The organism is Streptomyces sp. enrichment culture (assembly GCF_964273255.1).
Taxonomy (GTDB): Bacteria; Actinomycetota; Actinomycetes; order Streptomycetales; family Streptomycetaceae; genus Streptomyces.
Genome location: NZ_OZ186835.1, coordinates 5,551,142 through 5,577,134 on the forward strand (window position 1 = coordinate 5,551,142; position 25,993 = coordinate 5,577,134).

General features: G+C 72.0%; 27 protein-coding genes. 17 read left to right on the forward strand and 10 right to left on the reverse strand.

Features of this window, described 5'->3' with window-relative positions; genetic code table 11:
• Window positions 1–70 precede the first annotated feature (70 nt).
• The 3 genes from ACSU53_RS24120 to ACSU53_RS24130 form a co-directional block, all read right to left on the reverse strand.
• Complete coding sequence (locus tag ACSU53_RS24120) at window positions 71–1,063, reverse strand: COX15/CtaA family protein (protein ID WP_437033377.1); 993 nt, start codon at window positions 1,061–1,063, stop codon at window positions 71–73.
• 104 nt (window positions 1,064–1,167) lie between these two features.
• Window positions 1,168–1,938 (reverse strand): ABC transporter permease, encoded by a 771-nt coding sequence (locus ACSU53_RS24125; protein ID WP_437030911.1) that lies wholly within the window; start codon window positions 1,936–1,938, stop codon window positions 1,168–1,170.
• A gap of 88 nt (window positions 1,939–2,026) precedes the next feature.
• Window positions 2,027–2,950: an ABC transporter ATP-binding protein gene (locus tag ACSU53_RS24130; protein WP_437030913.1), complete on the reverse strand. Its 924-nt coding sequence runs from the start codon at window positions 2,948–2,950 to the stop codon at window positions 2,027–2,029.
• A gap of 225 nt (window positions 2,951–3,175) precedes the next feature.
• On the opposite strand from ACSU53_RS24130, the gene ACSU53_RS24135 reads away from it, so the two are divergent.
• From ACSU53_RS24135 to ACSU53_RS24195, 13 genes are all read left to right on the forward strand, one after another.
• The gene (locus ACSU53_RS24135) at window positions 3,176–3,889 is read left to right on the forward strand and encodes a helix-turn-helix transcriptional regulator (RefSeq protein ID WP_437030915.1); all 714 of its coding nucleotides are present in this window, start codon (window positions 3,176–3,178) and stop codon (window positions 3,887–3,889) included.
• Window positions 3,886–5,307, forward strand: a complete 1,422-nt coding sequence (sufB, locus tag ACSU53_RS24140; protein WP_164347657.1) for a Fe-S cluster assembly protein SufB — start codon at window positions 3,886–3,888, stop codon at window positions 5,305–5,307. Before ACSU53_RS24135 ends, sufB begins: the two co-directional genes overlap by 4 nt.
• A 59-nt stretch (window positions 5,308–5,366) precedes the next feature.
• Window positions 5,367–6,548 (forward strand): Fe-S cluster assembly protein SufD, encoded by a 1,182-nt coding sequence (sufD, locus tag ACSU53_RS24145; RefSeq protein ID WP_164337495.1) that lies wholly within the window; start codon window positions 5,367–5,369, stop codon window positions 6,546–6,548.
• Window positions 6,545–6,862, forward strand: coding sequence for a non-heme iron oxygenase ferredoxin subunit (locus ACSU53_RS24150; protein ID WP_164337496.1), 318 nt, complete (start codon window positions 6,545–6,547; stop codon window positions 6,860–6,862). Before sufD ends, ACSU53_RS24150 begins: the two co-directional genes overlap by 4 nt.
• 7 nt (window positions 6,863–6,869) lie before the next feature.
• Window positions 6,870–7,634, forward strand: a complete 765-nt coding sequence (sufC, locus tag ACSU53_RS24155; protein WP_192231669.1) for a Fe-S cluster assembly ATPase SufC — start codon at window positions 6,870–6,872, stop codon at window positions 7,632–7,634.
• Window positions 7,631–8,887 carry a SufS family cysteine desulfurase gene (locus ACSU53_RS24160; protein ID WP_164442981.1) on the forward strand — a complete coding sequence of 419 codons (1,257 nt, stop codon included), beginning with the start codon at window positions 7,631–7,633 and terminating at the stop codon, window positions 8,885–8,887. Before sufC ends, ACSU53_RS24160 begins: the two co-directional genes overlap by 4 nt.
• A 14-nt stretch (window positions 8,888–8,901) precedes the next feature.
• A complete protein-coding gene (gene sufU, locus ACSU53_RS24165) occupies window positions 8,902–9,366 on the forward strand; it encodes a Fe-S cluster assembly sulfur transfer protein SufU (protein ID WP_362088897.1) in 465 nt (154 codons plus the stop codon).
• Window positions 9,363–9,695 (forward strand): metal-sulfur cluster assembly factor, encoded by a 333-nt coding sequence (locus ACSU53_RS24170; protein WP_432053951.1) that lies wholly within the window; start codon window positions 9,363–9,365, stop codon window positions 9,693–9,695. Before sufU ends, ACSU53_RS24170 begins: the two co-directional genes overlap by 4 nt.
• Before the next feature lie 152 nt (window positions 9,696–9,847).
• A complete protein-coding gene (locus ACSU53_RS24175) occupies window positions 9,848–10,168 on the forward strand; it encodes a DMT family transporter (protein WP_437030919.1) in 321 nt (106 codons plus the stop codon).
• Window positions 10,168–10,740, forward strand: a complete 573-nt coding sequence (locus ACSU53_RS24180) for a TetR/AcrR family transcriptional regulator (protein WP_437030921.1) — start codon at window positions 10,168–10,170, stop codon at window positions 10,738–10,740. Before ACSU53_RS24175 ends, ACSU53_RS24180 begins: the two co-directional genes overlap by 1 nt.
• A gap of 202 nt (window positions 10,741–10,942) precedes the next feature.
• The gene (gene dapD, locus ACSU53_RS24185; protein ID WP_437030923.1) at window positions 10,943–11,938 is read left to right on the forward strand and encodes a 2,3,4,5-tetrahydropyridine-2,6-dicarboxylate N-succinyltransferase; all 996 of its coding nucleotides are present in this window, start codon (window positions 10,943–10,945) and stop codon (window positions 11,936–11,938) included.
• A 749-nt stretch (window positions 11,939–12,687) separates the two neighbouring features.
• Window positions 12,688–13,104 (forward strand): phage holin family protein, encoded by a 417-nt coding sequence (locus tag ACSU53_RS24190; RefSeq protein WP_437030925.1) that lies wholly within the window; start codon window positions 12,688–12,690, stop codon window positions 13,102–13,104.
• Window positions 13,101–13,463, forward strand: a complete 363-nt coding sequence (locus tag ACSU53_RS24195) for a DUF3618 domain-containing protein (protein WP_437030927.1) — start codon at window positions 13,101–13,103, stop codon at window positions 13,461–13,463. Before ACSU53_RS24190 ends, ACSU53_RS24195 begins: the two co-directional genes overlap by 4 nt.
• Window positions 13,464–13,784: 321 nt before the next feature.
• Here ACSU53_RS24195 and ACSU53_RS24200 read toward each other — a convergent pair whose 3' ends face one another.
• Complete coding sequence (locus tag ACSU53_RS24200) at window positions 13,785–15,614, reverse strand: endonuclease/exonuclease/phosphatase family protein (protein ID WP_437030929.1); 1,830 nt, start codon at window positions 15,612–15,614, stop codon at window positions 13,785–13,787.
• A gap of 338 nt (window positions 15,615–15,952) precedes the next feature.
• Between ACSU53_RS24200 and ACSU53_RS24205 the strand changes: the two genes are divergently transcribed.
• From ACSU53_RS24205 to ACSU53_RS24220, 4 genes are all read left to right on the forward strand, one after another.
• Window positions 15,953–17,392 (forward strand): hypothetical protein, encoded by a 1,440-nt coding sequence (locus ACSU53_RS24205; RefSeq protein ID WP_437030930.1) that lies wholly within the window; start codon window positions 15,953–15,955, stop codon window positions 17,390–17,392.
• A 167-nt stretch (window positions 17,393–17,559) separates the two neighbouring features.
• Window positions 17,560–18,207, forward strand: coding sequence for a GntR family transcriptional regulator (locus ACSU53_RS24210; RefSeq protein WP_437030932.1), 648 nt, complete (start codon window positions 17,560–17,562; stop codon window positions 18,205–18,207).
• Between the two features lie 44 nt (window positions 18,208–18,251).
• Window positions 18,252–19,268 carry a 1-aminocyclopropane-1-carboxylate deaminase gene (locus tag ACSU53_RS24215; protein WP_437030934.1) on the forward strand — a complete coding sequence of 339 codons (1,017 nt, stop codon included), beginning with the start codon at window positions 18,252–18,254 and terminating at the stop codon, window positions 19,266–19,268.
• 103 nt (window positions 19,269–19,371) lie between these two features.
• On the forward strand, window positions 19,372–19,947 hold the full coding sequence (locus tag ACSU53_RS24220; RefSeq protein ID WP_437030936.1) for a TetR/AcrR family transcriptional regulator: 576 nt from the start codon (window positions 19,372–19,374) through the stop codon (window positions 19,945–19,947).
• 159 nt (window positions 19,948–20,106) lie between these two features.
• On the opposite strand, the gene ACSU53_RS24225 is transcribed toward ACSU53_RS24220, so the two are convergent.
• The 6 genes from ACSU53_RS24225 to ACSU53_RS24250 all read right to left on the reverse strand — a co-directional run bounded on the left by ACSU53_RS24225 (window position 20,107) and on the right by ACSU53_RS24250 (window position 25,890).
• The gene (locus ACSU53_RS24225) at window positions 20,107–21,321 is read right to left on the reverse strand and encodes a TerD family protein (protein ID WP_437033379.1); all 1,215 of its coding nucleotides are present in this window, start codon (window positions 21,319–21,321) and stop codon (window positions 20,107–20,109) included.
• 85 nt (window positions 21,322–21,406) lie between these two features.
• A complete protein-coding gene (locus ACSU53_RS24230; RefSeq protein ID WP_437030937.1) occupies window positions 21,407–21,631 on the reverse strand; it encodes a hypothetical protein in 225 nt (74 codons plus the stop codon).
• Window positions 21,632–21,723: 92 nt separating this feature from the next.
• A complete protein-coding gene (locus tag ACSU53_RS24235; RefSeq protein WP_437030939.1) occupies window positions 21,724–22,713 on the reverse strand; it encodes a zinc-dependent alcohol dehydrogenase family protein in 990 nt (329 codons plus the stop codon).
• Window positions 22,710–23,576, reverse strand: coding sequence for a carbohydrate ABC transporter permease (locus tag ACSU53_RS24240; protein ID WP_164337372.1), 867 nt, complete (start codon window positions 23,574–23,576; stop codon window positions 22,710–22,712). The genes ACSU53_RS24235 and ACSU53_RS24240 overlap by 4 nt, the downstream gene beginning before the upstream one ends.
• Window positions 23,576–24,523, reverse strand: a complete 948-nt coding sequence (locus ACSU53_RS24245; RefSeq protein ID WP_437030942.1) for a carbohydrate ABC transporter permease — start codon at window positions 24,521–24,523, stop codon at window positions 23,576–23,578. The genes ACSU53_RS24240 and ACSU53_RS24245 overlap by 1 nt, the downstream gene beginning before the upstream one ends.
• The gene (locus ACSU53_RS24250) at window positions 24,520–25,890 is read right to left on the reverse strand and encodes an ABC transporter substrate-binding protein (protein ID WP_437030944.1); all 1,371 of its coding nucleotides are present in this window, start codon (window positions 25,888–25,890) and stop codon (window positions 24,520–24,522) included. The genes ACSU53_RS24245 and ACSU53_RS24250 overlap by 4 nt, the downstream gene beginning before the upstream one ends.
• Window positions 25,891–25,993 lie beyond the last annotated feature (103 nt).

Below are 25,993 nucleotides of genomic sequence, written 5' to 3' on the forward strand. Positions count from 1 at the left end.
CTCGGATCCGGGTGGCCCGCTCGGACCGGCTCGCTCGGACCTTCCGGGGCCCCGCCGGAGGGGCGTCCGGTCAGGCCTTCGTCAGCGCGGCCTCGGCGGACGGGCCCGGCAGACCGGTCACCGCCTCCTCGGGGCGCTCCCGCAGGGACAGCAGCAGCCGCACGACCCAGATCCACATCACGCACGAGCCGAACATGTGCAGGCCGACCAGGACCTCGGGGAGGTCGGTGAAGTACTGGACGTAGCCGATGGCCCCCTGCAGCAGCAGGATGACGAACAGCTCACGCGTGCGGTGTAGCGGCCCCTTCGGCGCGTCGACCGCCTTGAGCACGAACCACAGCGCGAACGTCAGCGTGACCACGACCCACGCCAGGACGGCGTGCAGCTTGCTCACCATCTCCCAGTCCAGCGGCATCCGCTCGACCTCGCTGGAGTCGCCCGCGTGCGGCCCCGCACCGGTCACCACCGTGCCGACGGCGATCAGCAGCACGGCGGCGGCCACCAGGGACCACACCAGCTGCTGCACGGCCTTGCCGACCAGCGGCCGGGGCTCCCCGTCGCCCTCGCGGACCCGCTGCCACATCACCGTGGCCACCGCGATCAGCGCCGACGACAGCATGAAGTGCGCCGCGACCGTGTACGGGTTCAGCCCGACCAGGACCACGATCCCGCCGAGGATCGCGTTGCCCATGACGATCCAGAACTGCACCCAGCCCAGCCGGGTCACGCCCCGCCGGACCGGCTTCGCGGACCGCGCGGCCACGATCGCCCAGCCGACGGCCGCGCACAGCACGTACGTCAGCAGACGGTTGCCGAACTCGATGACGCCGTGCACGCCCATCTCGCGGGTCGCGGCGATGGAGTCGTCGGTGCACTTGGGCCAGGTCGGGCAGCCGAGGCCCGAGCCCGTCAGCCGCACGGCCCCGCCGGTGACCACGATGACCACCGACATGACGAGCGCGGCGAGGGCCGCCCGCCGGACGGTCCGGGGATCCGGGGTCCAGCGCGCGGCGATGAAGGCGAGCGGGTTGCGCAGGGCGCTCTGGGCGTCGGCGCGGGTCACGTTTGGCACGGGTCCATCGTAGGCCGCGGCTTGTGCACGCTTTCACGAGGGTCGGGGGTGGCGGGAGGTCCCGGCCGGTCCACCGCGGGCGCGCTCGCGCGGCCTCACTCCCAGCGGAAGAACCTCCCCGCGGCGGCCAGCCCCGCGACCGCCCACCCGGCCAGCACGGCCAGGCTGCCCCAGGGCATCCCGGCCCCGTGCTGCAGGACGTCCCGCAGCCCTTCCGACAGGGCGGAGATCGGCAGCAGGCCGAGCACGCCCTGCGCGGCGTCCGGGAACTTCTCCAGCGGGACCACGACCCCGCCGCCGATCAGCAGCAGCAGGAACACCAGGTTGGCCGCGGCGAGGGTGGCCTCCGCCTTCAGGGTGCCCGCCATCAGCAGGCCGAGCCCGGAGAAGGCGGCGGTGCCCAGCACCAGCAGCAGGAACACCGCGAACGGGTTGCCCCGCGGCGACCAGCCCAGGGCGAGGGCGATCACGGCCACCAGGAGCACCTGGAGGATCTCGGTGACCAGGACGGACAGCGACTTGGCGGTCATCAGGCCCCAGCGGGGCAGCGGGGACGCGGCGAGCCGCTTCAGCACCCCGTAGCGCCGCTCGAAGCCGGTCGCGATGGCCTGCCCGGTGAACGCCGTCGACATCACGGCGAGCGCCAGGATGCCGGGGGCGAGGAAGTCCACGGCCCGCCCCTCGCCGGTGTCGACGATGTCCACCGTGCTGAACAGCACCAGCAGCAGCGTCGGGATCACCACGGTGAGCAGCAGTTGCTCGCCGTTGCGCAGCAGCATCTTCGTCTCCAGCACCGCCTGCGCCGCGATCATCCGCGGCAGCGGGGCCGCACCCGGCCGGGGCGCGTAGGTACCGGTCGCCGTCATGAGCGCAACTCCTTGCCGGTCAGCTCCAGGCCGTGCTGTCCCGGGGGGCGACCCCCGGACCCCCGGCCGGTCGGTGTGCCGGTCGCCGTCATGAGCGCAGCTCCTTGCCCGTCAACTCCAGGAAGACGTCCTCCAGGGTGTGCCGTTCCACCGAGATCCGGTCCGGCATGACCCCGTTCTGCGCGCACCAGGACGTGACGGTGGCCAGCAGCTGCGGGTCGACCTTGCCGAGCACCCGGTAGGAGCCGGGGGCCGGTTCGTCGGCCGTCGTGTCAGGGGGGAGGGCCTTCAGCAGCGAGGCCACGTCCAGGCCGGGGCGCCCGCTGAAGCGCAGGGTGTTCTCGGCGCCGCCCCGGCACAGCTCCTCGGGGGAGCCCTGGGCGATCACCCGTCCCGCGTCGATGATCGCCACGTCGTCGGCGAGCTGTTCGGCCTCGTCCATGTGGTGCGTGGTGAGGATGACGGAGACGCCGTCGTCGCGCAGGTCGCGCACCAGGTCCCAGGTGGCGCGGCGGGCCTGGGGGTCGAGGCCGGCGGTCGGCTCGTCGAGGAACACCAGCTCGGGGCGTCCGACCACCGCCATGGCGAGGGCGAGCCGCTGCTGCTGGCCGCCGGAGAGCCGCCGGTAGGAGGTCCGTCCGCAGGAGCCGAGCCCGAGCCGTTCGATCAGGGCGTCCACGTCCAGCGGGTGGGCGTGCAGCTTCGCCACGTGCCGCAGCATCTCGTCGGCGCGGGCGCCGGAGTAGACGCCGCCGGACTGGAGCATGACGCCGATCCGGGGCCGCAGCAGGGCGGACTGGCGCACCGGGTCGAGGCCCAGGACGCGCACCGTGCCGGAGTCCGGCCGCCGGTAGCCCTCGCAGGTCTCGACCGTGGTCGTCTTGCCCGCGCCGTTGGGTCCGAGCACGGCGGTCACACCCTGCCCGGCCACCAGGTCGAGGCCGTCCACCGCGGTCTTCGGGCCGTACCGCTTCACCAGGGCCTGGACCTGGACCACGGGCTCGCTTCGCATGGGTCACGAGTCTAGGGAGGGCGCCGGGCGCCCCGGTCCGGGGGTGCGGGGAGCGGTGCGGGAGGATCTTCGGCGGACCGGCGGCGGGGGCGGCGGACCACCGCATGTGATCGATCAAAGATCGTTTCCGCAGGTCGGCTTAGGTTTGCCTAAGTGATGCAGCGCACCAGCACATGATCCGGACGCGGCTTGCCCGGGCCGGATGAATTACGCAACAATGGTGTTGTGAAAAACGTTGGCGAGGCTCCCCACGAGGAACTGGCAACCGGTGAGCGGTCCACCCGCAACCGCGTCGCCCGGTCCATCCTGGACCACGGCCCGTCGACCGTCGCCGAGCTGGCCGAGCGCCTCGGGCTCACCCAGGCGGCCGTGCGCCGCCACCTGGACGCCCTGGTCACGGACAACGTCGTGGCGGCACGCGAACGACGGGTCTACGGCGCGCGCACGCGCGGGCGCCCGGCCAAGGTGTTCGCGCTCACCGACTGCGGCCGGGACGCGTTCGACCAGTCCTACGACAAGCTGGCCGTGGACGCACTGCGCTGGATCGGCGAGCAGGAGGGCGGCAGCGACGCGATCACCGCGTTCGCCCGCGCCCGGATCGCCGCCCAGGCGGACACGTACCGGGCCGCGGTCGAGGCCGCTCCCCCCGAGGAGCGGACCGAGGCGCTGGCCAGGGCGCTGAGCGCGGACGGGTACGCTGCTACGGCGCGCAGCGCACCGGTCGGCGAGCAGCTCTGCCAGCACCATTGCCCCATCGCGCACGTCGCCGAACAGTTCCCGCAGCTCTGCGAGGCCGAGACGGAATTTTTCGCCGAACTTCTCGGTACGCATGTGCAGCGGCTGGCGACCATCGCGCACGGCGACGGCGTCTGCACGACGTACATCCCCAAGAATTCCCACCACGCACCTGCAAGCACGTCCGGGAGGAACCCCGCATGACTCTCCCCACGGAGACTGCCCACCCCGAGCTCGAAGGCCTGGGCAAGTACGAATACGGCTGGGCCGACTCCGACGAGGCCGGCGCTGCTGCCAAGCGTGGTCTCAACGAGGACGTCGTCAAGGACATCTCGTCGAAGAAGGACGAGGCGGAGTGGATGACCAAGCTCCGCCTCAAGGGCCTGCGCCTGTTCGAGAAGAAGCCCATGCCGAACTGGGGCTCGGACCTGTCGGGCATCGACTTCGACAACATCAAGTACTTCGTACGCTCCACGGAGAAGCAGGCGCAGTCCTGGGAGGACCTGCCCGAGGACATCAAGAACACCTACGACAAGCTGGGCATCCCGGAGGCGGAGAAGCAGCGCCTGGTCGCCGGTGTCGCCGCGCAGTACGAGTCGGAGGTCGTCTACCACCAGATCCGTGAGGACCTGGAGGAGCAGGGCGTCATCTTCCTGGACACCGACACCGCCCTCAAGGAGCACCCCGAGCTCTTCAAGGAGTACTTCGGCACGGTCATCCCGGCCGGTGACAACAAGTTCGCCGCGCTGAACACGGCCGTGTGGTCCGGCGGCTCCTTCATCTACGTGCCGCCGGGCGTGCACGTGGAGATCCCGCTCCAGGCCTACTTCCGGATCAACACCGAGAACATGGGCCAGTTCGAGCGGACCCTGATCATCGTCGACGAGGGTGCCTACGTGCACTACGTCGAGGGCTGCACCGCGCCGATCTACAAGTCGGACTCGCTGCACTCCGCGGTCGTCGAGATCATCGTCAAGAAGAACGCCCGCTGCCGCTACACGACCATCCAGAACTGGTCGAACAACGTCTACAACCTGGTCACCAAGCGCGCCGTGGCCTACGAGGGCGCGACCATGGAGTGGGTCGACGGCAACATCGGCTCCAAGGTGACGATGAAGTACCCGGCCGTCTACCTCATGGGCGAGCACGCCAAGGGCGAGACCCTGTCCATCGCCTTCGCCGGCGAGGGCCAGCACCAGGACGCGGGCGCCAAGATGGTCCACATGGCCCCGAACACCTCGTCCAACATCGTCTCCAAGTCGGTGGCCCGCGGCGGTGGCCGCACCTCCTACCGCGGTCTGATCGAGATCGGTGAGGGCGCCCCGGGCTCCAAGTCCAACGTGCTCTGCGACGCGCTGCTGGTCGACACGATCTCCCGCTCGGACACCTACCCCTACGTGGACGTCCGCGAGGACGACGTGTCCATGGGCCACGAGGCGACCGTCTCCAAGGTCTCCGAGGACCAGCTCTTCTACCTGATGAGCCGCGGTCTGAGCGAGGACGAGGCGATGGCCATGATCGTGCGCGGCTTCGTCGAGCCGATCGCCAAGGAGCTGCCGATGGAGTACGCCCTCGAGCTCAACCGGCTGATCGAGCTCCAGATGGAAGGCGCGGTCGGCTAGCCACCGGCGCCGTTCCGTCAAGCCCCCTTACGCAAAGGAAAGCGAGCACTACGACAGCCATGGCTGAGGCTCCTAACATCCCGGTCGGTTCCGCGACCGCTGGTTCGATCGCGGTGGCCGCCGAGTCGACCGTCGCCACCCGCATGAGCGCTCCCCCGTCCTTCGACGTGGCGGACTTCCCCGTCCCCCACGGCCGCGAGGAGGAGTGGCGGTTCACCCCGCTGGAGCGGCTGCGCGGGCTGCACGACGGCACCGCCACCGCCGACGGCGGCATCAAGGTCGCCGTCCAGGCTCCGGAGGGCGTCGTCGTCGAGACGGTCGGCCGGGACGACGCGCGGCTCGGCCGCGCCGGCACCCCGGTGGACCGCGTCGCCGCCCAGGCGTACTCCGCCTTCGAGCAGGCCTCGGTCGTGACCGTGCCCAAGGAGGCCGTCCTCACCGAGCCGATCCGCATCGCGGTGCACGGCGAGGGCGGCACCGCCTACGCCCACCAGGTCATCGAGCTCGGCGCCTTCGCCGAGGCCGTCGTGGTCATCGACCACACCGGCGACGCGGTGCTCGCCGCCAACGTCGAGTTCGTGCTCGGCGACGGCGCCAAGCTGACCGTCGTCTCGGTCCAGGACTGGGACGACAAGGCCGTGCACGCCGCCCAGCACAACGCGCTGGTCGGCCGCGACGCCACCTTCAAGTCGGTCGTCGTCACCTTCGGCGGCGACGTCGTCCGGCTGCACCCGCGGGTCGCCTACGCCGGCCCCGGCGGTGAGGCCGAGCTGTTCGGCCTGTACTTCACCGACGCCGGCCAGCACCAGGAGCACCGCCTCCTGGTCGACCACAACGTCCCGCACTGCAAGTCGAACGTCGTCTACAAGGGCGCGCTCCAGGGCGACGACGCGCACGCCGTGTGGATCGGCGACGTCCTCATCGAGGCCGCGGCCGAGGGCACCGACACCTACGAGATGAACCGCAACCTGGTGCTCACCGACGGCGCCCGGGTCGACTCCGTGCCCAACCTGGAGATCGAGACCGGCGAGATCGTCGGCGCCGGCCACGCCTCCGCGACCGGCCGCTTCGACGACGAGCAGCTGTTCTACCTGATGGCCCGCGGCATCCCGGAGAAGGACGCCCGCCGCCTGGTGGTGCGCGGCTTCTTCGCCGAGCTGGTCCAGCAGATCGGCGTCGCCGACCTCGAGGAGCGCCTGATCGCCAAGATCGAGGAGGAGCTGGAGGCGGCGGTCGGATGAGCTTCGTACGCGCCTGCGGGCTGAGCGAGCTGGAGGAGGACACCCCCAAGCGGGTGGAACTCGACGGCACGCCGGTCTCCATCGTGCAGACCTGCGGGGAGGTGTTCGCGATCAACGACATCTGCTCGCACGCGAACGTGTCCCTGTCGGAGGGCGAGGTGGACGACTGCCACATCGAGTGCTGGCTGCACGGTTCGCGTTTCGACCTCCGCTCCGGCAAGCCCGACGCCCTCCCCGCGACCCGCCCCGTTCCCGTATACCCCGTAAAGATCGAAGGGGACGACGTGCTCGTCTCCGTCACCCAGGAGTCCTGAGGCACCCATGGCAACGCTTGAAATCCGAGACCTGCACGTCACCGTCGAGGCCGACAACGCCACGAAGGAAATCCTCAAGGGCGTCGACCTCACCGTGAAGCAGGGCGAGACGCACGCCATCATGGGCCCCAACGGCTCGGGCAAGTCGACGCTCGCCTACGCGCTCGCCGGTCACCCCAAGTACACCGTCTCCAGCGGCTCCGTCACCCTCGACGGCGAGGACGTCCTGGAGATGTCCGTCGACGAGCGCGCCCGCGCCGGCGTGTTCCTCGCCATGCAGTACCCGGTCGAGGTCCCCGGTGTCTCGGTCTCCAACTTCCTGCGCACCTCCGCCACCGCGATCCGCGGCGAGGCCCCCAAGCTGCGCACCTGGGTGAAGGAGGTCAAGGAGGCCATGGAGCGCCTCAACATCGACCCGTCCTTCGCCGAGCGCAACGTCAACGAGGGCTTCTCCGGCGGTGAGAAGAAGCGCCACGAGATCCTCCAGCTGGAGCTGCTCAAGCCGAAGGTCGCCGTCCTCGACGAGACCGACTCCGGCCTGGACGTCGACGCCCTGCGCATCGTGTCCGAGGGCGTCAACCGGGTCCGCGAGTCCGGTGACGTGGGCACCCTGCTCATCACGCACTACACGCGCATCCTGCGCTACATCAAGCCCGACCACGTCCACGTGTTCGCCGACGGCCGTATCGTCGAGTCCGGCGGTGCCGAGCTGGCCGACAAGCTGGAGGCGGAGGGCTACGAGGCATACACGAAGGGTGGCGCATCCGCGTGACATTGCTGCCGGGCCTCCTCGACACCGAGGCGATCCGCAAGGACTTCCCCGTCCTGGACCGTCAGGTCCACGACGGCCGGAAGCTCGTGTACCTGGACAACGCGGCGACCTCGCAGAAGCCGCGCCAGGTGCTGGACGCACTCAGTGAGTACTACGAGCGCCACAACGCCAACGTCCACCGCGGTGTGCATGTGCTCGCCGAGGAGGCCACGGCGCTGTACGAGGGCGCGCGCGACAAGGTCGCCGCGTTCGTCAACGCGCCCAGCCGCGACGAGGTGATCTTCACCAAGAACGCCTCCGAGTCGCTCAACCTCGTGGCGAACATGCTCGGCTGGGCCGACGAGCCCTACCGCGTGGACCACGAGACCGAGATCGTCATCACGGAGATGGAGCACCACTCCAACATCGTGCCGTGGCAGCTGCTCGCGCAGCGCACCGGAGCGAAGCTGAAGTGGTTCGGCCTGACCGACGACGGCCGGCTCGACCTGTCCAACATCGACGAGGTCATCACCGAGAAGACGAAGATCGTCTCCTTCGTGCTGGTCTCCAACATCCTGGGCACCCTCAACCCGGTCGAGGCGATCGTCCGCCGCGCCCAGGAGGTCGGCGCGCTCGTCTGCATCGACGCCTCCCAGGCCGCCCCGCACATGCCGGTCGACGTGCAGGCGCTCCAGGCCGACTTCGTGGCCTTCACCGGCCACAAGATGTGCGGTCCGACCGGCATCGGCGTCCTGTGGGGCCGCCAGGAACTGCTGGAGGACCTGCCTCCGTTCCTCGGCGGCGGCGAGATGATCGAGACCGTGTCGATGCACTCGTCGACCTACGCGCCCGCCCCGCACAAGTTCGAGGCGGGCACCCCCCCGATCGCGCAGGCGGTCGGCCTCGGCGCGGCGATCGACTACCTCCAGGCCATCGGCATGGACAAGATCCTCGCCCACGAGCACGCGCTCACCGAGTACGCCGTCAAACGGCTGGGCGAGGTCCCCGACCTGCGCATCATCGGCCCCGCCACGGCCGAGGACCGCGCGGCGGCGATCTCCTTCACCCTCGGGGACATCCACCCGCACGACGTGGGCCAGGTCCTCGACGAACAGGGCCTCGCGGTCCGGGTCGGCCACCACTGCGCCCGCCCGGTCTGCCTCCGGTACGGAATTCCTGCGACCACGCGAGCGTCGTTCTATCTGTACTCCACGCCGGCCGAGATCGATGCTCTGGTCGACGGACTGGAGCACGTACGGAACTTCTTCGGCTGAGGGGCTGGCTGGGCGTGAAGCTGGATTCGATGTACCAGGAAGTCATCCTGGACCACTACAAGAACCCGCACGGGCGGGGCTTGCGGGATGGCGACGCCGAGGTGCACCACGTCAACCCGACGTGCGGTGACGAGATCACCCTCCGGGTCAAGTACGACGGCACGACCGTCCGGGACGTCAGCTACGAGGGGCAGGGCTGCTCGATCAGCCAGGCGAGCGCCTCCGTGCTGAACGAACTGCTGGTCGGCAAAGATCTGACCGACGCGCGGCGGGTCCAGGAGACCTTCCTGGAACTGATGCAGTCCAAGGGGAAGATCGAGCCGGACGACGCGATGGAGGAGATCCTGGAGGACGCGGTCGCGTTCGCCGGGGTCTCCAAGTACCCGGCCCGGGTGAAGTGCGCCCTCCTCAGCTGGATGGCGTGGAAGGACGCGACGGCCCAGGCTCTGGGCTCCGACGCCGAAAGGACAACGGCATGAGCGAGACCGTGCAGATGAAACCGGCCTCGGAGGAAGAGGTCCGCGAGGCCCTGATGGACGTCGTCGACCCCGAACTGGGCATCGACGTCGTCAACCTCGGCTTGATCTACGGCGTCCACGTCGACGAATCCAACGTGGCGACCATCGACATGACCCTGACCTCGGCGGCCTGTCCGCTGACGGATGTCATCGAGGACCAGGCCAAGTCCGCCACGGACGGCCTGGTCAACGAGCTGCGCATCAACTGGGTCTGGATGCCGCCGTGGGGCCCCGACAAGATCACGGACGACGGCCGTGAGCAGCTGCGGGCGCTCGGCTTCAACGTCTGAGACCCCCGCACACCGCGCACGACCGCACCCACCGCACGACGGCCCCCGGCGATCCCGCCGGGGGCCGTCGTCGTGTCCGGACGCGCCTTCGTCCGGCCGTTCGTCGGCCGAAGTGTGTACGCACGTCCACATCGATGGGTACGCTTGTACACATGGGATATCTGCTGCTGGCCGGGGCCATCGCCGCCGAAGTCGGTGCCACCACCGCCATGAAGTACAGCGACGGCTTCAGCCGGCTCTGGCCGTCGCTGCTCACCCTGATCGGCTACGTGATCTCCTTCAGCCTCCTCGCGCAGACCCTGCGCACCCTCTCGATCGGCACCGCCTACGCCATCTGGGCCGGGGTGGGCACCGCCGCCATCGCCGCCATCGGCGTGGCCTTCCTCGGGGAGGGCCTGACCGTGGTCAAGGCCGTCGGCATCGGCCTGATCATCGTCGGAGTGGTGGTGCTCAACCTGGGGGGCGCGCACTGATGGCCCGGCGCTACGACCCCGAACGCCGGCAGCGGATCATCGACGCGGCCATCCGCGTCGTGGGCCGCGACGGCATCGCCGGGCTGACCCACCGCACCGTGGCCGCCGAGGCCGACGTCCCGCTCGGCTCCACCACCTACCACTTCCGTACCCTCGACGAACTGCTGGTCGCCGCCCTGCGCCAGGCCAACGAGGGCTTCGCCAAGGTGGTCGCCGCCCACCCCGGCCTGCGCGACCCCCGCACCGACCTGGCGGCCGAACTCGCCTCCGTGATGGGGGAGTGGCTGGCCGGCGAACGCACCGGCGTCGAGCTGGAGTACGAGCTCTACCTCGCCGCCCTGCGCCGCCCCGCCCTGCGCCCGGTCGCCGCCGAGTGGAGCGAGGGCGTCGTCGCCGAACTCGCCCACCGCGTCGACCCCGTCACGGCCCGCGCCGTGGTCGCCCTGCTGGACGGCATCTGCCTCCAGGTGCTGCTGACGGACACGCCCTACGACGAGGCGTTCGCCCGCGAGGCGCTGGCCCGGATCATCCCGCCCGGCGCGCCGCACCCCGGCGAGGACGGCCGGGGGTGAGGTTCGGGAGGGCCCCGCTACTGACGCCCTGGAGCCGATGCCGTGGGCTGACATCCGGGGGCGACGCCCTGGAGCTGATGCCATGGGCTGACGTCCGGGCATGACGCCCTGGGCAACGTCCGGGGCCGGTCGGCGGACCGTCACCCGAGACGGCGGGCCCACCGGTTCGCCTCGCCGGGCCCCGGCCGGTTAGGTTGCCCTCATGACCGACACGACTGCTCAGAGCCCCTCCGGCGCAGTGGCCGCCGGCCTCGCCACCATCGCCGCCGACGGCACCGTCCTCGACACCTGGTACCCCGCGCCCGAACTGACCGCCGCGTCGGCCGAGGGCCCGTCCGGCACCGAGCGGCTGTCCGCCGAGCGCGCCGCCGAACTCCTCGGCGGGGGCGCCACCGCGGCGGTTGGCCCGGACGCCCGCCGCGGCGTCGACGTGGTCGCGGTCCGCACGGTCATCTCCTCGCTCGACGAGAAGCCGGTCGACGCCCACGACGCCTACCTGCGCCTCCACCTGCTCTCCCACCGCCTGGTCCGCCCGCACGGGCTGAACCTCGACGGCATCTTCGGCTGCCTCGCCAACGTCGCCTGGACCTCCCTCGGCCCGGTCGCCGTGGACGACGTCGAGAAGGTGCGCCTCAACGCCCGCGCCGAGGGCCTGCACCTGACCGTCACGTCCATCGACAAGTTCCCGCGCATGACGGACTACGTGGCCCCCAAGGGCGTCCGCATCGCCGATGCCGACCGGGTCCGCCTGGGCGCGCACCTCGCCGCCGGCACCACGGTCATGCACGAGGGCTTCGTCAACTTCAACGCCGGCACGCTCGGCACCTCGATGATCGAGGGCCGCGTCTCGGCCGGCGTGGTCATCGGCGACGGCTCCGACATCGGCGGCGGCGCGTCCACCATGGGCACGCTGTCCGGTGGCGGTGACGTGATCATCTCCATCGGCGAGCGCTGCCTGATCGGCGCCGAGGCGGGCGTCGGCATCGCCCTCGGCGACGAGTGCGTGGTGGAGGCCGGCCTGTACGTCACGGCGGGCACCCGCGTCACCATGCCCGACGGCGAGATCGTCAAGGCCCGCGTCCTGTCCGGCGCGTCCAACATCCTCTTCCGCCGCAATTCCGTCAGCGGCACGGTCGAGGCCCGGCCCAACCACGCCAACTGGGGCGGCCTGAACGAGGTGCTGCACAGCCACAACTGACCGGCGGCGGCCGTGAGCTGCGGCCGCCTGCCGTCCGACGCCTTCGGATCGACGCCCTCGGCCTGCTGCCGGGTTCCCGGTGGCTGTCGGCGTCGGTCATCGCCGAGCGCCCTTCCCGCGTCCCCACGACGCCCGGGAGGGCGCTCGCGCGTGTCGCGGGCGGGGCGGGGCGGGGCGGATGAGCGTTGCGGGGTGGGGAGGTGGCGGCGGCACCAGGGGCTGAGGGCCGGGAGCCGTGGGCCGAGGGCGGGAGGCTGGGGCCTGGGGGCTCGGAGACGCTCTCCGAGTGGCTGCCGAGGGCGCCGGCAGCCCGGAGCGGGAGGTCCTCGGAGGCGGGGCCGGGAGGCGGAATGCCGTCCGGTGTGCCGGTCCCGGGCGGCGGGGCGCCGTGGCACACGGGGCGGGCCCGCCGGGAGACCGAGGGTGTGGAGCAGGGCCTTGGCGGTGACGGTGCCGGGGAGGCCGCCCGCCGTCATCGCACCGGTCATCGGGAGCACCGCGTGCTGCAGGCTGGGGCCGCGCGGGAGGTGTCGCCCGCGTCGAAGGCGTCCGGGAGGGAGGCAGGGGAGGCCTGTGGGCCGTGGGAGTCATGGGTCCCAGTCCCGACCCGTGGACGGTGAAGTTCCCCTTACCTGTGCTTGCCGGTATGTGTAAGCACTGCTGCGTGGTCGGCGCGATGCGGGGCCAGGCGTAGTCGGGGCGCGGGGCGGGTACTCGGGTGCCTTCCTACCGAGAGGAGGCGGACCCCTGTGACCGGAACCATCAACCACCGGCCGGTTCGCGACGAGCACAGCGTGGGTGAGCTCGTCGGACAGGCCACCGAACAGCTTTCCCGGCTCGCCCGGCAGGAAGTGGCCCTGGCGAAGGAGGAGCTGGCCGCCAAGGGCAAGCGGGCCGGGCGGGGCGGCGGCATGCTGGGAGCGGCGGGAGCCTTCGCCTACGCCGGTCTGCTCGCGCTCGCCGGCACCGGTGCGGCGGCGCTGGCGCTGGTGCTGCCCGTCTGGCTGGCGGCACTGATCGTCACGGTCGTGCTGTTCGCCGTCGCGGGGGTGCTGGCCGTGGCCGGACGCGCGCAGTTGCGCCGGGCCACCCCGGCCACGCCCGAGGAGGCGTTGGGCAGCGTGAAGGCCGACGTGGAGGAGATCAAGGGAAGGGCACACCGATGACACAGGACGTGACGGGCGCGGGCGGGGCCGGCTCCGGTTCCACCGCGGGGGGTGAAGCCGCCGCACGGGGCGCCAAGGGGCCGGACGAACTGCGTCGGCAGATCGAGCGGACCCGCCACGAACTGGGCGACACCGTGGAGGAGTTGGCCGGGAAGATGGACGTCAAGGGGCGGGCCCGGGCCAGGGCGGAGGACCTGCGGGACAAGGCCGGGGCGATGTCCGTGCAACTGCGCAGCAGTGCCACGCACGTGGTCCGTGACGGGCGCCGGCACCCGCGTCCGGTGCTGATCGCGGGGGCGGCGGCCGGGGCGGTCGTGGCCGCCGGGGTCGTCCTGCGCCGCCAGAGCAGTCACCGCTGAGCGGGCCGCGTCCCGCGCGGGACGCGGCCCGGGGCCGGCCGGACGGAACCCCGGCCGGCCCGACGTGTGCCGTCAGTGCCGTGGAGCACGGCCGTCCGCGTCGGCGCTGCTGCGACGGCCGCGCGTCATCGCCTCATGCGACGGCCGGGCGTCATCGCCTCGTGCCCCGGCCGCCTCCGTTCATCGCCTCATGCCACGGCCTGCGTTCGCCGCCTCGTGCCACGGCCGCCTCCGTTCACCGCCTGGTGCCCCGGCCTCCGCCCACGGGCATCGCCCATACCCCTGCTCGCGGCGCCCGCGGCCCCCGCACACGGCCCCGGCTCACGGCCTGAAGCGCAGGACCTGCGGGTCGTGGTCGCTGATCTGGTCGTGGAACTCGGCGTTGATGTGCACGCTGTCGTAGCTGAACGTGCGGCCACGGCGGATCGACGGGCTGATCAGGATCTGGTCCAGCACCTGGCTGTTGCCCTGGTAGACGTAGGAGTACCGCTCGTTCCTCGGCAGGGACTTGATGGCCGGCCAGAGCACTCCGTCGCCCTGGAGTATCTCCGTCGTCCGGGAGAACTCGAAGTCGTTGATGTCGCCCAGGGCGACGACGCGCGCGTTCTTCTCGGTCTTCAGGACCTCGGCGGTGAAGTCGTGCACCGCCTGCGCCTGGAGGTGGCGCTGGGTCTCCGAACTGCGGGCCGGCGGCTGGTACTGCGAGGTCAGGCTCTGGTCGCCGCCCTTGGAGGCGAAGTGGTTGGCGATCACGATGACCGTCCGGCCGCGGAAGACGAACTCGCCGGCCAGGGGCTTGCGGCTGTCCTCGAACGCGGCGGCGGCCGGGTCGATGCGGCCCGGGGAGTGCGTCAGGGCCGCCTTGCCGCGGACCTTGGTGACGCCGACGGGGGTGGTGGCGTCGCCGCCGGGCCGGTCGGTGAAGGAGACCCGCTTCGGGTTGTAGAGGAACGCCTGGCGGATGTTACCGCCGGGCTGGCCGCCGTCCGCCTTGTCCGCCGGGTCCACCGAACGCCACGCGTAGCGGGGCCCGCCGGCCGCCTCGACGGCCTCGATCAGCTTCGTCAGGGTCAGGTCCGCGGCGACCGTGCCGTCGTCGGTGGCGCCGCTGTTGTCCTGGATCTCCTCCAGGGCCACGATGTCCGGCGAGCGCAGGTGGTCCACGATCGCGGCGGCGTGCGCGGCGAAGGTGTCGTCGGAGGGGTCGAGGTTCTCCACGTTGTAGGTGGCGACGGCGAGTTCGCCCGCCCGCTGCTTGCGGGTGCTCTCGCGCTCCAGGCCCCGCTCCCGGAGGGTGCCGAGTTCCTCGGCGACCAGCGTGTAGCCGCCGAACTGGTTGTAGTCCAGCGGGCCCGAGGTGGTGCCGGCGAGCCGGTCGCCGACGTTCGCGTCGGGGAACTCCGCGGCGCTGCCCAGCGACTGGATCTGCAGTCGGCCGGTGTTCTGGTCGTCGTAGGAGCCGTACACCGTGCCGCCCCGCGCGCTGCGGTTCTCCCACGGCTTCACCGTGACCCACAGCTCGGTGTACGGGTCGGTGGCGCCCACCACCCGGGCGTCGGCGACCCGGACGTTCATGCCCTCCAGGGACTCGTAGCGGTCCAGGGCGTAGCGGGACGGGCGCAGCCGGAGGGCGTTGACGGAGCCGTCCGCGGCCGGGTCCCCGGCGGGGGTGTAGGCGGCCGGCACGGACCGGGCGTCCAGGGTGAAGGGCGCCGGAACGGGGTTGCCGCTGGAGGTCACCGTGACCGTGGGGCGGCTGATCTGCGTCAGCGACTGGTTGCCGGAGGCGAGGCCGCCGGGGACGTATTCGGTCACCGTGCCGGAGACGGTGACGGCGTCGCCCACGGCGACGCCCTCGGGGGTCGAGCCGGTGTAGACGAACACGCCCTCACTGGTGGCCGGGTCGGCGTCCGGCCGCGGATCCTGGATCCAGAAACCGCGGGACGAGCCGTAGGTGCGCACGCCGGTGACGATTCCGGCCACATCGGCGACCTGACGGCCGACGAGCGGGGATATCCGGGTGTCGCCCTGGATGTCGTGGATGCGCACGGAGTCCGCGTGCGCCGGTGAACTGAGGACGACGGTCGTCGCCGCCGAGCAGACGGCGGCGACGGTGAGCGCGGCGAGACGCGCGGACGGTGTGATCGGCAACGGAATTCCCTCCGGGGACGTGTGGAGCGCCGGGACGAGGGTGGAACGAGGACGGCGGAGGCGACGGGGACAGCGGGGACAACGGCGACGGCGCGGACCGCACCCGAAGGGCGGTCCGACGCACGTGGAGGACCGACGGGTGCGCCGGGGTCCCCGCGGTTCCGGTGAACACCTGTCCGCCGATTTCTACGCGCGTCAATCTCCAGCCTGGCCACGCCACTTGTCAAGGTTTCGGCCATGTACGTCCGGCGACAGGGGGATGAAGCGGGCGGCATGGGTGCACATCCGTCTAGGCTGAGCGGTTGAGTCCTCACCAGGCGCGCTAGGAGATCCAGCCGATGTCAGACAGCTCCACCCTGCCGCCCGCGCGGCTGCACCCCGAAGCGGAGCTGGCGCGCGACGCGCTGTCCACCCCGTTGCTGTCCCGGGCCGTCCGGCTCGCCCGCTGGGCCGGTCCCGCCACCCGGGTCGACGCGGGCGGCGGACTCGTCGAGGAGCAGGTGCCGGCCGCCGCCGAGGAGCTGGGGCTGACCGGCGACGACGCGGCCGCCGAAGCCGCGGAGGCCTGGCGCGCCGCCGTGGACGCCGGGCTCGTCGAGGTGACCGACGAGGAGGAGGGCACGGTCGCGGCCGGTGCCGACCTCGGCACGGTCACCGGGGGCGGCTCCCCGCACGAGGTGCTGGAGGTGTGGCTCGCCGCCCTGGAGACCGTGCTCGCCGACGCGAGCGTCCCGGACCTCGGCGGACTCGTCGACGCCATCGCCGCCGACGAGGGCTCCGGCGAGCTGGACCTCTCCTCGCTCGACTGGGACCCCGAGGCCGACGCGGCGTTCCTCGACGGCGTCCTCGGCAACCTGTACCTGCTGACGGTCGGGGACGAGGGCGTGGAGCCGGCCGCGGTGCCGCTGCCCGCGCTCGCCGCGTCCGTCATCCTGCCGGACGACATGGGCGAACCCACCGACGACGTCCTGGAGCAGGTCTCCGAGGCGATGATGCGCCTGGACGACCAGTTCCGGATGCTGGAGCCGGCCGGACTCGTGGAGTACCAGCCGGTGGACGAGGCGCTGATGGCCGACGCCGACGAGGAACCGGCGGCGCCCGTGGACGACACCGAGGTCTCCCGCTACGGCATGGTGCGGCTCACCCCGCTCGGCCTGTACGGGCTGCGCGCCCGCCTGCTGGAGGCCGGGTTCGACGCACCCGCGGTCGGCGACCTGGCCGACAAGGGGGCCGACGCGCTGCTCGACGGCACCGCCGTCTTCCCCCCGGCGGCGGCCCACGCGGAGACCGAGCAGTGGCTGACCCGGCGTGAACCCCTCACGGCGGCGCGCGAGTTGCTCGCGGCGGCCCGGGGCGCGGACGAGGGGGCGCCGCTCAGGCGGCTGCGCTGCCAGCAGGCCCTGGCGCTGGTCGGCGGGACCGCCGAACCCGCCCTGCGGGAGGTGCTGGACGACGCCGAACTCGGCGGTCTGGCCCGCGTCTGGCTGACCGAGCACGGGGCGGCGGACGTGCCCCCGCCCTCCGAGGCCATGATCTTCTGGCTCACCATCGACACCGTGGCCGCCCAGCTCGCGGCCGAGGGCAACTCCGAGGAACTGCGCGCCCTGGTGGAGGGCCTGGCGGCCCAGCACAGCGGCTTCTTCGACACCGTCTGGCGCGTGGACCACCCGGCCACGGCGGACGTCCTGGAGGCGATGGGGCGGCTGCACCCGGACAAGAAGATCGCCAAGGAGGCCCGCAAGGCGGCGTTCAAGGCGCGCTCCCAGCACGGCGGCTGACCCGGGCGCCGCGGTCGCCCCCTACCGCGGCGCCGGTCCCCGCCCCCGGCGTTCCCACCGTCGGCCGCCTCCCGGCCGGACGGTGCTCCACCCCGGCCGTGCCCCCCGCGTCCCGTGCGGGGGGCACGGCCTTGTGCGCCGACAGGCTGACATCTAACATTTCAGTCATGAACGCCCTGCGCCCCGTCTCCCGCACCCTCCTCCGGGACCGCGCCCACGCGGCGATCCGGGACGCCATCGTGGCCGGCGAGATCGAACCCGGGGCCGTCGTACGGGACGCCGACCTCGCCGAGCGGCTGGGCCTGTCCCGGGCACCGGTGCGGGAGGCGTTCTCGCGGCTGATCGACGAGGGACTGCTGGAGCGCAAGCCGCAGAGCTACACCCGCGTGACCCCCCTGGTGGCCGCCGACGTGCGGGACGCCGCGGCCGTCGTCGGTGCCCTGCACGAACTGGTCACCCGGGTCGCGGTGCCGCGCCTGCGGAAGGCCGACACGGACGCGATGCGCGCCGCCAACGACCGGTTCGCGGCGGCCGTGCACGCCGGGGACGTGGACGCCGCACTGCTCGCCGACGACGCCCTCCACGACGTCCTGGTCCGGGTGAGCGGCAACCGGGCCGCCGCCGCGACCGTCGCCCGGTACACCCCGCTCATCCGGCGGCTGGAGCGGCAGCGCTTCGGCGAGGGCAGTGCCTGCCGCTCGGCCGGGCTGCACGACCGGCTGATCGACGCCTGCGCGAGCAGTGACACGGACGGGGCGGTGCGCATCACCGCCGAGATCTGGCGGGGCCTGGAGCAGCTCGCCGACACCCCCTGACCCGGCCCTGCCGGCCCGGCACGGCCCGAGTGGAAGGACCCCTCATGTCCCTCGCCTCCCACGCGCGTTACCCGCTGCTGTTCGGACCCTCGCCGGTGCACCCGCTGGAACGGCTCACCGCCCACCTCGGCGGCGCCACACTCTGGGCCAAGCGCGAGGACTGCAACTCGGGTGTGGCCTACGGCGGCAACAAGACCCGCAAGCTGGAGTACCTGGTCGCCGACGCCCTCGCCCAGGGCTGCGACACCCTCGTCTCCATCGGCGGCGTGCAGTCCAACCACACCCGTCAGGTGGCCGCCGTCGCCGCCCGCGCCGGGCTCAAGTGCGTCCTGGTGCAGGAGAGTTGGGTGGACTGGCCGGACGCCGTGTACGACAAGGTCGGCAACATCCTGATCAGCCGGCTCGCCGGGGCGGACGTACGGCTGGTGCGGGCCGGGTTCGGCATCGGGTTCAAGGAGAGCTGGGAGCAGGCCCTGCGGGAGGTCGAGGAGTCGGGCGGCAGGCCGTACGCCATCCCGGCCGGAGCCTCCGACCACCCGCTCGGCGGGCTGGGCTTCGCCGGCTGGGCGTACGAGGTGGCGGAGCAGGAGCGGGCGGCGGGCGTCTTCTTCGACACCGTGGTCGTGTGCTCGGTCACCGGCTCCACCCAGGCGGGCATGGTCGCCGGGTTCCGGGCGCTTCAGGAGGCGGGCGGCCGTCCCCGGCGGGTGATCGGCATCGACGCCTCGGCGGACCCGGCCCGCACCAGGGAGCAGATCGCCCGGATCGCGGACCGCACCGGACGGCTCATCGGCGTCGGGGCGGAGCTGACCGTCGACGACGTCGAACTGGACGAGCGGTACCACGCCGGGACCTACGGGATACCGGACGAGGCGACCCTGGACGCCATGCGGCTCGCCGCGCGGACCGAGGGGATGGTCACCGACCCGGTGTACGAGGGCAAGTCCATGGCCGGGATGGTCGATCTGGTGGCGCGGGGCGAGATCGGCCGCGACTCGACCGTCCTCTACGCCCACCTCGGCGGGCAGCCCGCGCTGAACGCCTACAGCGCCCTGTTCTGAGTCACGTCGGCGGTCCGCCGGCCCGCGCCCAGGCCCCGGGGCCCCTCCGCGCCCCTCGATAGGGTGAGGGCGGAGGGGACCCGCGGCGTACCAGGGAGGGCCGGTGGCACAGGTCAGGCCCCTGCGGGCCGATGCCCGGCGGAACCGCGAGCGGCTGCTCGCGGCGGCGGTCGAGGCGTTCGCCGCCCAGGGCGAGGGCGCCTCCCTCGACGACATCGCCAAGCGGGCCGGCGTCGGCTCCGGCACCCTCTACCGGCACTTCCCCACCCGGCGGGCCCTGCTGGAGGCCGTGTACGCCGACCGCATCGACGCCCTCGCGGCCCGGGCCGGCGACCTCGCGGAGCGCCTGCCGCCCGGCCCCGCCCTGCGCGCGTGGCTGGACGAACTCGGCGCCGGGATGATCCGGATCCGCGGCCTGCGGGCGCTGCTGGGTCCGGCCGTCGGGAGCGGCCCGGACGGCGGGCCGGGCTGCTGCGACCCGCTGCTGGACGCGGCGGAACTGCTGGTCCGAGCGGCGCGACGGGCGGGGGAGCTGCGCCCGGACGTCGGGGCGGTCGACGTGCTGCGGCTGGTGCACGGGGTGGCGGCGGCCTCCGAACTCGCGGACGGCGACGGCAGCCAACTGCGCCGGTACGTGGGTCTCCTGGTGGAGGGCCTCGCGCCCCGCCCCCCGGCATGAGCGCCCCGGCCCCCGGCATGAGCACCCCGGCCCCGGGCATGAACGGGACGGCCCCGAGCCCGGGACCGGCCGGCGGCAGACGGGTCCCCGCCCCGGGGAGGGGAACACCGGGGCGGGGACGTCGGCGGGCCGGCGGCGGTGGCCGCGCGGCCCCGGCGGCTACAGGGCCTGGGCGGCCGGCTTGACCATGCCGCGCACCGTGCGGGACTTGACGAAGTCGCCCATGGCGGTCATCTCCCACTCGCCGGAGAACTGGCGGATCAGCTTCGCCATCATCACGCCGGTCTGCGGCTCGGCGGAGGTGAGGTCGAAGCGGACCAGCTCCTCACCGGTGGTGCCGTCCAGCAGACGGCAGTACGCCTTGGCGACCTCGGTGAACTTCTGCCCCGAGAAGGAGTTGACGGTGAAGACCAGGCCGGAGACCTCCTGGGGGAGCCGGCCGAGGTCGACGGTGATCACCTCGTCGTCCCCGGCGCCCTCGCCGGTGAGATTGTCGCCGGAGTGCTGGATCGCGCCGTGCAGGATCTGCAGCTTGCCGAAGTAGCAGCTGTCGATGTGGTTGCGCTGCGGACCGTAGGCGATGACCGAGGCGTCCAGGTCGATGTCCTTGCCGCGGTACGCCGGCTCCCAGCCGAGGCCCATCCGCACCTGGGAGAGCAGCGGGCGGCCGCCCTTCATCAGGGAGACCGTCTGGTTCTTCTGAAGGCTGACCCGGCCCTTGTCCAGGTTGATCTTGCCCGAGCCGGGCGCCGGCGCGGGCGGGGCCGGGGGAGCGGCGGGCGCGGGCGGGGCCTGCGGGGCGGCCACCGGCGGCGCGGGCGGTGCCGGCGGCGGCTGGACGGCGGCGGGCGGCGGGGTCACGGGCTGGGCGGGGGCGGCGGGCTCCTCGACGGAGACGCCGAAGTCGGTGGCGATGCCGGCCAGGCCGTTGGCGTAGCCCTGGCCGACGGCGCGGGCCTTCCAGGCGCCGTTGCGCAGGTAGATCTCGACGACCACCAGGGCGGTCTCGGCGCCCAGGCGCGGCGGGGTGAAGGTGGCCAGGACCGCCTGGTCGTCGGCGCCGCGGAGGGTGGCCGTCGGTTCGATGCCCTGGAAGGTCTGGCCGGGGGCGTCGGGACTGGCGGTGATGACGATCTTCTCGATGCCGGGCGGGAGGGCGGTGGTGTCGACCGTGATCGCGTCGGGGGCGGTGCCGCCGCCGGAACGGTAGGTCACGCCGGGGCCCGAGGGCTGGTTGTAGAAGATGAAGTCGTCGTCGGAGCGCACCTTGCCGTCGGCGGTGAGCAGCAGGCCCGATACGTCGAGCCGCACCGGAGCGGCGACGTCCACCGTCACGCGGGCGGTGGGGAGGGGGATGTTCGAGCCGGGGGTCATAGCTGTCATGACCGGTGAACGAGCGGGGCGGTTTTGCCGTTCCCTTACCCGTGGCCCGAATGGAGCAGGCGGTTTCCGGCCTGGGTCAGCGGCGGTTGCGGGGGTGGTTGCGGGCGGTGCGTTCGTTGCCGTGCTGGTAGTTCCCGGTCCAGCGGGCCATGACCAGCTGGGGGTCGGGGGAGGTGGTGACCTCGGTGAGGAAACGGGCCGCCCGGTCGCCGTTCAGGGTGGTGGCGTGGCGGTTGTGGTGGGTGATGTCCACGCTGCCGTTGGCGTGGTCGGTGTAGGCGAAGCCGTGAGGTCGGGGCATGACCGGAGGGTAGGGCGGCCGGGGCGGGGCGGCCCAGCGGTTTTCCTCCGCCGTCCCGGCACCCGGCCCGTCCGCCCCGGCAGTCCCTGTGGTCAGGGCACCACCACGATCTTCCGGCCGACGCCCGACGCGAACTGCTCCAGGGCCTCCGGGTAGCGGTCCAGGGGGACCCGGTCGCTGATGAAGACCTCGGGGTCCAGCACGCCGTTGGCGAAGAGTTCGGCCGCGCGCTCGTAGCTGTGCAGCACGGCCATCGAGCCGGTGATGGTGATCTCGTGGTTGTAGATGCGGTACGGGTCGATGGTCACACGGGTCGCATAGTCGGCCACCCCGAACTGCAGGAACGTTCCGGCCTTCGCCACCCGCTCCAGGCCGTCCTGGATCGCCCCGGCGTTGCCGGTCGCGTCGATGACCAGGTCCCAGCCCTGCGGGCGGTCCAGCTCGTCGGGGTTGGCGGCGGAGGCGGAGACGCCCAGCCGGACCGCCGTCTCCAGCCGGGCCGGGTTCACGTCCACCACGTCGACGCTCGCCGCGCCGGTGCGCTTGGCCAGCTCCAGCATCATCAGGCCCATCGTGCCCGACCCGTAGATCAGCACGTGGGCGCCGAGGCGGGACTGCAGGACGTCGTAGCCGCGCACCGCGCAGGACAGCGGTTCGATCAGGGTCGCGTCCGCGGTGCGCACGTGCTCGGGGAGCTTCACGCAGTTCGCCACGGGGGCCACCGCGTACTGCGCGGCGCCGCCGGCCGTGGTGACGCCGATCGCCCCCCAGCGTTCGCACATGTTGTTGTGGCCGACACGGCAGTAGCGGCACTCGTGGCAGTACAGGGACGGGTCGACGGCGACCCGGTCGCCGACCGACACCTCCGTGACCGCGGAGCCGACACCGACCACCTCGCCCGCGAACTCGTGCCCCGGCACGATCGGCAGTTCGGGCGCGAACTCGCCCTGGAGGATGTGCAGATCGGTGCCGCACAACCCGCAGGCCGCGACCTCCACGACGACGTCGCGCGGCCCGGGCGTCGGGTCCGGGACCTCGGCGACGACGGCCCGGCCCACGGACTCGATGACGGCGGCCTTCATTTCACGGCTCCCAACGACAGGCCCTGGACGAGTTTGTCCTGGGCGGCGAACCCCGCGGCGAGCACCGGCAGGGAGATGACGAGCGACGCGGCGCACACCTTGGCCAGGAACAGGCCCTGGCTGGTGATGAAGGTGGTGAGGAAGACCGGGGCGGTCTCGGCGACCACGCCGGTGAGCACCCGCGCGAACATCAGCTCGTTCCAGCTGAAGATGAAACAGATCAGGGCGGTCGCCGCGATGCCGGGCAGGGCGATCGGGGCGACCACGCGGCCCAGCACGGTCGGCAGCCGGGCGCCGTCGATCTGGGCGGCCTCGATGATCGCCACCGGGACCTCGGACAGGAACGACTGCATCATCCAGACCGCGATCGGCAGGTTCATCGCGGTGTAGAGGACGACCAGCGTCCAGATGTTGTCGAGCATGCCGGTGTTCTTCGCGAACAGGTAGATCGGCAGCAGCGCGGCCACCAGCGGCAGCATCTTGGTGGACAGGAAGAAGAACAGGACGTCGGTCCACTTCTTCACCGGCCGGATGGACAGCGCGTAGGCGGCGGGCAGCGCGAGCAGCAGGGTCAGCAGGGTGGAGACCAGCGAGGCGGTCATGGAGTTGATCAGCGACGGCCAGGGGCTGGCACCGCCGGTGAGACCGAAGAACTCGCGGTAGCCGTCCAGGGTCAGCGTGGCCGCCACGGACGGCGGGTTGGTCGCCGCGTCCGCCTCCGAGTGCAGGGAGGTCAGCACCATCCACAGCAGGGGCGCGACGAAGACGAGACCGGCCAGCCAGGCGGCGACGCCCGCGGCGGCCCCCCGGACCCTGCCGGGCGCCCGGCGCTGCCGCGGGGCGGCGGGGGTGACGGTGGCCATCAGCGGGACACCTCCTCACGGAACAGCGACGACACCACGCGCAGCGCGAAGGTCGCCAGGACGAGCGAGCCGAGGACGACGATGACGCCCGCCGCGGAGGCGAGACCGTTCTCGTGCGCCTGGTAGAAGGTCTGGTAGATCGTGTACGGCAGGTTGGCCGTGCCCAGGCCGCCGGAGGTGAGGGTGAACACGGCGTCGAAGTTCTGCACGATGTAGATCGAGCCGAGCAGCACGCCGAGTTCGAGGTAGCGGCGCATGTGGGGCAGCGTGATGTGGACGAACACCTGCCAGTCGCTCGCGCCGTCCATCCGGGCCGCCTCGACGAGCTGGGGGTCGCGGCTCTGCAGCCCGGCCAGCAGGATCAGCATCATGAACGGGGTCCACTGCCAGATCAGCGCGGCCTCCACCGCCATCAGCGGCATCTCGGAGATCCAGTCCGGCTGCGGCGCCCCGTCCCCGCCGACGGCGTTCAGGATGCCGTTGAACAGCCCGTACTCCGGGTTGAACAGCAGGTGCTTCCACATCAGCGCGGCGGCGATCGGCACCAGCAGGAACGGGGCGATCAGCATCGTCCGCACGGCGCCCCGGCCGCGGAAGCGCCGGTCCAGCAGCAGCGCGAGCAGCAGCCCGAGCAGCAGGCTCACCAGCACCACGGTGACGGTGAGCAGGACGGTCGTCCACACCGACCTGCGCAGGTCCGGGTCGGTGAGCACCTCGCCGTAGTTGGCGAAGCCGGCGAAGCTGCGCTGGTCCGGGTAGAGCGCGTTCCAGTCGAAGAACGAGATCACCAGGGTGGCCACGAAGGGCAGCTGGGTGACGACGATCATGAAGATGAGCGCCGGCATCAGGGGCGCCCGGGTGGCCCAGGCGCGCATACGGTTCGGGCGGGGGGCCGCCGGCCGTCCGGGGACGGTGGCGGCGGCCCGCTCCGGGGACGTCACGGTCATGACGCCTCGTACTTCTCGGCGACGGCCTCGGCCAGCTTCTGCGACTTCTTCAGCGCGCTGTCCACGGACTGCCGGCCGGCGATGGCGGAGCTGATCTCCTGGGAGACCTTGGTGCCCAGGTCGGTGAACTCGGGGATGCCGACGAACTGGATGCCGGGCGCGGGCCGGGGCTGCACGCCCGGGTCCTCGGGCTTGGCGCCCGCGATGGCGTCCCGGGTGACGTCCGCGAAGGCGGCGGCCTCCTCGCGGTACTCCGGGATGTCGTACGTCGAGGCGCGCTTGCCGGCCGGCACGTTGGACCAGCCGACCTTCTCGCCGACCAGCTTCTCGTACTCCTTGCCGGAGGCCCAGGAGATGAACTTCCAGGCGTTGTCGGCGTTCTTGGACGCCTTCTGGATGCCCCACGCCCAGGTGTAGAGCCACCCCGAGCTGTCCGTCTTCTCGACCGGCGCCGGCACGTAACCGATCTTGCCCTTGACCGGGGAGCCGTCGGCCTCCAGGGAGCCCGCCCCGGCGGTGGCGTCGTACCACATGGCCGTCTTGCCCTGGGTCATGTTGTTCAGGCACTCCGCGTACCCGGACTGGGCGGCGCCGGCCTCGCCGTGCTCGCGGACCAGGTCGACGTAGAACCGCGTGGCCTCCTTGAACTCCTTGGAGTCCAGCCGGGCCGTCCAGTCCTCGTCGAACCAGGTGCCGCCGAAGGTGTTGACGACCGTGGTCAGCGGGGCCATGACCTCGCCCCAGCCGGGCAGCCCGCGCAGGCAGATGCCCTTCATGCCGGCACTGGAGCCGTCCACCTTCGCGGCGATGTCGGCGACCTGCTTCCAGGTGGGCTTGTCCGGCATGGTCAGGCCCTCCTTCTCCAGGACGTCCTTGCGGTACATCAGGAAGGAGGACTCGCCGTAGAAGGGCTCGCCGTACAGCTTGCCGTCCTCCGCGGTGAGCGCCTTGGTCATCGGGGGGAGGATGTCGTCCTGGTCGAAGGCGGCGTCCTTGGCGACGTGGTCGTCCAGGGCGTGCAGCCAGCCGTTCTCGGCGTAGATCGGGATCTCGTAGTTGCTGAGCGTGGCGACGTCGTACTGCCCGGCCTGGTTGGCGAAGTCCTGGCTGATCTTGTCGCGGACGTCGTTCTCCGGCAGCACGGTGAAGTTCACCTCGATCCCGGTGTCCTCGGTGAAGTTCGCGGCGGTCAGCTTCTGCAGCTCCACCATCTGCGGGTTGTTCACCATCAGGACGTTGATGGAGTCGCCGCCGGAGGATCCTTGGGAACCGCCGGCGCCCGAGCAGGCGGCGAGCGGAGCGATCAGCGTCACGGTCGCCACCGCGGCGAGGAGGTTCCGCGGCGAGCGTCGGCTCTGGGTGCGCATGGGTACTCCAGGAAATGTCGGTATGTGCGGAGGGCTGTGGGGGACGGGGGTGCCCTGCGGGGTGGGGCGGGCGTACTGCGGGGACGGTGTGGGGTGTGGTGGT